At 70.4% G+C, this 5469-nt stretch carries 4 protein-coding genes; 2 read left to right on the top strand and 2 right to left on the bottom strand.

Translation table 11 applies throughout. The features are described from left to right. Positions 1-480: 480 nt before the first annotated feature. Positions 481-867 carry a response regulator transcription factor gene (locus ACTWQA_RS58450; RefSeq protein WP_443167403.1) on the bottom strand — a complete coding sequence of 129 codons (387 nt, stop codon included), beginning with the start codon at positions 865-867 and terminating at the stop codon, positions 481-483. 125 nt (positions 868-992) lie between these two features. Next, positions 993-2837, bottom strand: a complete 1845-nt coding sequence (locus ACTWQA_RS58445; RefSeq protein ID WP_443167402.1) for an ATP-binding protein — start codon at positions 2835-2837, stop codon at positions 993-995. Positions 2838-2904: 67 nt separating this feature from the next. Between ACTWQA_RS58445 and ACTWQA_RS58440 the strand changes: the two genes are divergently transcribed. Then, entirely contained in the window at positions 2905-4140 is a 1236-nt protein-coding gene (locus ACTWQA_RS58440; RefSeq protein WP_443167401.1) for a GNAT family N-acetyltransferase, read from the top strand. A gap of 332 nt (positions 4141-4472) precedes the next feature. Then, a complete protein-coding gene (locus ACTWQA_RS58435; RefSeq protein WP_443167400.1) occupies positions 4473-5153 on the top strand; it encodes a phosphotransferase in 681 nt (226 codons plus the stop codon). Positions 5154-5469 lie beyond the last annotated feature (316 nt).

Genomic DNA, 5469 nt, shown 5'->3' with positions numbered 1-5469 from the left:
GAAGGACGCGCACGAGGCCCGGGTTGCAGCCCGGCGAGAACTACGCCAGGATCCCCTATAACCCCTCCCGCGACTGATGGGTATTTAAGACCCGATCTGGTGCATTTTCTCTGACACACCTCGGGCGGATGTGACCGGTCGTTTCCTGATCGTCGAGAGTCACGTTCTGCGGGTGCACGCGGCTTGCGGGATCGTGGTGCCCGGCACCGATCACATCGATCCGTCCGCATTGAGCCCGTTGATATGTAACTTTCGTCATTACCACGGTCTCAGGCCGAGCTGGGGCACAGCTTCCGCTCCCAGACGGTGCGGCGGTAGTCGTCATCGTGGATCTGCCGGCGTGCCGAGCGGATCAAACGGACCGGCAGGCATCAGCGCCCGGCGGCACCGCTGAACCCAGGCGCCGACCGTCTGGGCACGGTGCACTTCGACCGGTGATGGTTTCGGAGAGCTCCGCACGCCAGAAAGGTAAACGTCAAGCTAGGCGGGGGAGGGCCCCGCCAGCCCCTCGCGGAAGGCGATGGCTGTCGCCTCGGTGCGGGTCGCCGCGCCCAGTTTCGTCAGGATATGAGAGACGTGCACGCCCGCCGTACTCGGCGAGATGTGTAGCCGGGCGGCGATCTGCCGGTTGCTCAGGCCCTTCGCGATCAACCTGAGCACGTCATGCTCACGCTCCGTGAGCCCGTCCTTGGCTGACCGGGGCCGCCCCAGCAGGGCCGGATCTGCCAGCGCCCGGTCCAGGAGCAGGTCGGCTCGCTCCGGGTCGCCCTGGGCGACGGCGAGCAGGCAGAGCAACTGATAGCGGGGGAACAGGCTTCCGCTGTCGGCGTGCTCCACGGCCGCCGCGGCGTCGGCCGCCGCGGCCACGTCCCCGCGCAGCAGCGACAGGTTGCCGGCGAGTACGAGCAGGGCCTGCCGCGACAGCGGTGGCGGGTCCTCCTGGAGGCTCTCTCGCAGAACGGCGGCCGCCTCGTCCCATTCCCCGGCCAGGATCAGGCTGCGGAGGCGTAGCGCGCGAGTTCGGCGCCGCGGCTGCGGCCCAGCCCGTACCGGCGGGCATGGCGGATGCCGTCGCGGGCCGCTTCGATGGCGCGGTGCTGGTCGCCGGCCTTGGTGTGCAGCGTGGCCTCGTACATGGGGACGGTCATGAGCAGGTCAGGGGTGTCGAGACGCTCGGCGAGCGCGCGGGCCTGCGCCAGCATCCCGAGGTCGCGCGTCATGGACCCGACGCCCAGCAGCCCGCGGACCGTGACCGTGGCATCGCTGATGCGCCGGCCGACGGCGAGCGCCTCCTCGAACAGCTCGCGAGCCCTGTCCACCTCCGGCAGCAGGCCCATGGCCAGCACCCCGAGCAACCGTCCCCGCTGAACGCTGTCGGGGGCGGCGGGCAAGAGTTCCAGGGCTCGTTCCCAGTCGGAGACGCCGGTCGCGTTCAGCCGGTGCAGCAGCCTGCCTCGGTGCTCCAGAAGCTGGGCGGCCCGCTCGGGCTCGCGCCGCTCGTCCACGGCGGCCAGCCCGGCGGTGGCGTAGTCGACGCCGCGAGCGTAGTCGCCGCTGAGCATGCAGGCCTCCGCCGCGTCGGTCAGGATGTCGATCCTGTCGCCGCCCAGCCATACGTCTGGGTCCCAGAGTTCGAGGACTTGGTCCAGCATGCGGACCTGCTCCTCGTAGGCGTACGAGCTGCGCGCCTGGCCTGCGGCCAAGTATGCGGCGGACAGGGCCAGCCCGCAATCTCCGGCGGCGTAGGCGTGCGCGGCCAGCTCCGCGTGTGCGCCGGAATCGCGCAGGGCCCCGGCATAGCGCGCGTGCAAGCGCGCCCGCGCGCCTGGCAGCAGGTCCTCGTACACCACGTGCCGGATCAGGGCGTGGCGAAAGTCGTAGCCGTCCCCTGCCGTGACGAGCAGGCTGCGATCGACGAGCTCGCGCAGCAGGGCGTCCAACCCGGCCCCGTCCTGCCCGGCCACCTCCGCCAGCAGCCGGTGGCCGACCCGGCCGCCCGCCACCGAAGCGATGCGCAGCAGCTCCCGCGCCGAGTCCGGCAGCGACCGCGGGCCGTACAGCAGCAGGGCGCGCAGGCTGTCCGGAGTCCGCTCGCCGGCACGGGCGAGTGCCTCGACGAACAGCGGGTTGCCGTCGCTGCGTTCGTGGACACGGCGTACGGTGGCCGCGTCAGGCTCGGTGCCGAGGATCGCGGCCAGCTGGCGGCCCACGCCCTGCCGATCCAGGCGCTCCAGCCGCAGCGTGGTGGTGCGCGGGCGGCGGGACAGCTCGGAAAGCAGCGGCCCGGGCAGCCCGTCGCCGGTTTCCGGCGGCCGGTAGGTGATCGTCAGGAGCACGCCCGCCTGGGTCAGGTTCCTGGCCAGGAAGCTGAGCAGCTCGCGGGTGGCGGCGTCGGCCCAGTGCAGATCCTCGATCGAGACGACCGGCCGGTCCGTGGCCACCCGCTCGACCAGCGTCAGGACTTCCTCATACAGCTGGTGCTTGCCGCCTTCCGCGTCGCCTGCCTCTCCGAGCTCAGGGAACCAGCGGGCCAGCTGGCGGTAGGGCCCGGGCAGCACCCCTTCGACCCGGATCAGCCTGCGCAGCACCGTCACGAACGGTGCGTACGGCAGGCCGTCACTGCCCAGCTCCGTGCAGGCGCCCTCGACCACCCGGACCCCCGAACCCAGCGACCGGGTGAACTCCGCGAGCAGCCGCGACTTGCCGATCCCGGCCTGCCCGGCCACCAGCGCCACTACCGGCCCCTGCTCGACAGCCGTGTCCAGAGCCGCCGCCAGCGCCGACAACTCCTCGCCCCGGCCGATGAACACCGGACTGACCACGCGCTCCGCCGTCACGGCGCCAGCATATAAATACATAAATCACCTGATGTGCGGTGCCTGTTTACCCGGCCACGCTCGAAGCATGACAGCCACCTACCCGCTGCGGACCATCGGCGCCCACGAGCTCGACGCATGGGCTCGCATGATCACCACGACGTACGGCCAGGACTGGTCCGAGGGCGGCCTCAGGAACGCCGCCTCCTCCATCGAGCCCGAACGCACGATCGCCGCCTACGACGGCGAGGAGATCGTCGGCGGCGCATCGATCTACGGCCGCGTCATGACGGTCCCCGGCTCGGCGGCGCCCGTGGCCGTACCCGTCGCCGGGATCACGCTCGTCGCGGTCCTGCCCACGCACCGGCGCCGCGGCATCCTCACCGCGATGATGCGCAAACAGCTCACCGACCTGTACGAATCGGGCGGCGAACCGATCGCCGCGCTCAATGCCGCCGAGGCCACGATCTACGGCCGCTTCGGGTACGGCATCGCCAGCCAGGTCGCCGAAATCCAGGGAGACAAGCGGTTCATGGCCCTGAGGCCCGGCACAGACCTGGGCGACGGGACGATCCGCCTGCTCGGCCGCCAGGAGGCCCGGCCGCTGCTGGAGAAGGTCTACGACACCGCCCGCCGAAGTGGGGTCGGGTGGGTCGACCGTACGGAGAAGTTCTGGGAGGCCCGGCTGGCTGACGGCGAGCGCGTGCGTGAGGGCGGGACGGCACTGCGCTTCGGCTTCCACACCGAGCCCGGCGGCGAGGTCACCGGCTACGCCCTCTACCGCTCCAAGTCGCGGTTGGTGCAGATTATCGAGGTCGCGGCCACCACCAGGCAGTCGTACGCCGCGCTGTGGCGCTACCTCATCGATCTCGACGCTCACGCCGAACTCACCTACGACGGCGCCGTCGACGAACCACTGAAGCACCTGCTAGCCGACCCGCGCGCGGCTCGCACCACCGTGATCGACAACCTCTGGGTCCGCCTGGTGGACGTAGAGCGGGCGCTGGAGGCACGCCGTTACTCGGCCTCGCTGGACCTGGTCCTGGAGGTTCAGGACACGTTCTGCCCGTGGAACGCGGGACGCTACCACCTGCGTGCCAACGGGGAGTCCGTCACCTGCGAACGCACACAGGCCCCGCCGGACCTGCGGCTGACCTCCGCCGAGCTGGGTGCGGCCTATCTGGGTGGCACCACCCTGTCGTCCCTGGCAGCCGGGGGCCGGGTCGAGGAACTGCGCCTCGGCGCGGTCACTGCCGCCTCGCTCGCCTTTCGTGGCGAGCGCGAGCCCTTCCACCCCTCGGGCTGGGCCTTCCCTGCCTTCTGACGGGCGCGTTTCGAGACCGAGGACGTCGCCTTGCATACGGACGGCCGTCTCACCGGAGTCCTCGACGGCGGCTTCGGCGCGGCCGATCCAGCGCTGGACCTGGTCAGCGCCGGACGCTCGGCCGCAGCGTGGCATCTGATCGGGGCTCCGCCCGCCCGCATCACACCGGGCGCCGAAGCGGATCAGATCGGATCCAGGTTCGGAACCCCTGCGCGGACGCCGTCATCCGCCCTCCGTCAGCGGTAGCCGCCTCGACCTCCAGCCATCGGCCCGGCAGCGAGCGGCACCCGGACTCGTTCCTCCGAACTTCTCACACAGAAACGGGATTCCTCATGCAGCAAGCGAACGCACCTGTCATCTCCGCTCCTCCCGACGGGCGCGCGGGTATCACCGCGGACCTGGTACGCCAGTTGATCGCGGCCCAGTTCCCCCAGTGGGAGGACCTTCCGATCGCCCCGGTACCCGTGGACGGCCACGACAACCGGACCTATCGGCTGGGCGAGAGCATGACGGTCCGTCTGCCGACGGCCGAGGGCTACGTGCCGGCGGTGGAGAAGGAGAGCGTCTGGCTACCGCGGCTGGCGCCGCACTTGCCCGTCGCCATCCCGCCGATCCTGGCCACCGGCGAGCCCGGCGAGGGCTATCCCTACCCCTGGTCGGTGCGCGGCTGGCTGGAGGGCGAGACCGCTCATCCGGCGCGAATCGACGATATGCCGTCATTCGCCGTGCAGGTGGCCGAGTTCATCCTGGCGTTGCAGCGATGCGACGCCACAGGCGGACCGCCGGCGGGCGCGCACAGCTTCTACCGGGGTGCCTCGCTGACCCATTACGACGAGGAGACCCGCCGGTGCCTGGCCGCACTGGAGGATCACCTCGACGTCGGGCCGGCCGCCGAGGTGTGGCAGGCGGCCCTCGACTCGAGCTGGGCGGGGTACCCGGTGTGGTTCCACGGCGACATCGCCGAAGGGCCGCTACTTCGACACCTCGCCGCACTACGGCATCGGGCACTCTGAGCGCCGCATCGGTGAGCTGCTGCGCAGCAACCAACGTCCTCAGCATGGCGAACTTCGGGATCGTCACATGGATGTGGCCATACCTACGATCCATGCGGACGGAGATCGAATCCAGGCCCGGCGCGGTCCTCAGTGGTGCACGCGGTCACCCTTGCTTTGAACCGTTGTTGGCTGCAGATGGGCGCCGGTGAGCAATGCTTGAGACCTGTGGATCAGCCGGGAAGGGGTGTACCTTCCCGGTGATCGTTTGAGGTCTCTCACGCATGGCCGACGCGCCAACGTCGGTCGGGAAGGCACACCCGATGCTCACCGTAGT

It is taken from the genome of Nonomuraea sp. 10N515B (assembly GCF_052245915.1).
GTDB lineage: Bacteria > Actinomycetota > Actinomycetes > Streptosporangiales > Streptosporangiaceae > Nonomuraea.
Note: the sequence above shows the minus strand (reverse complement) of the source record. Positions and strands in the feature narration are given on the sequence as shown.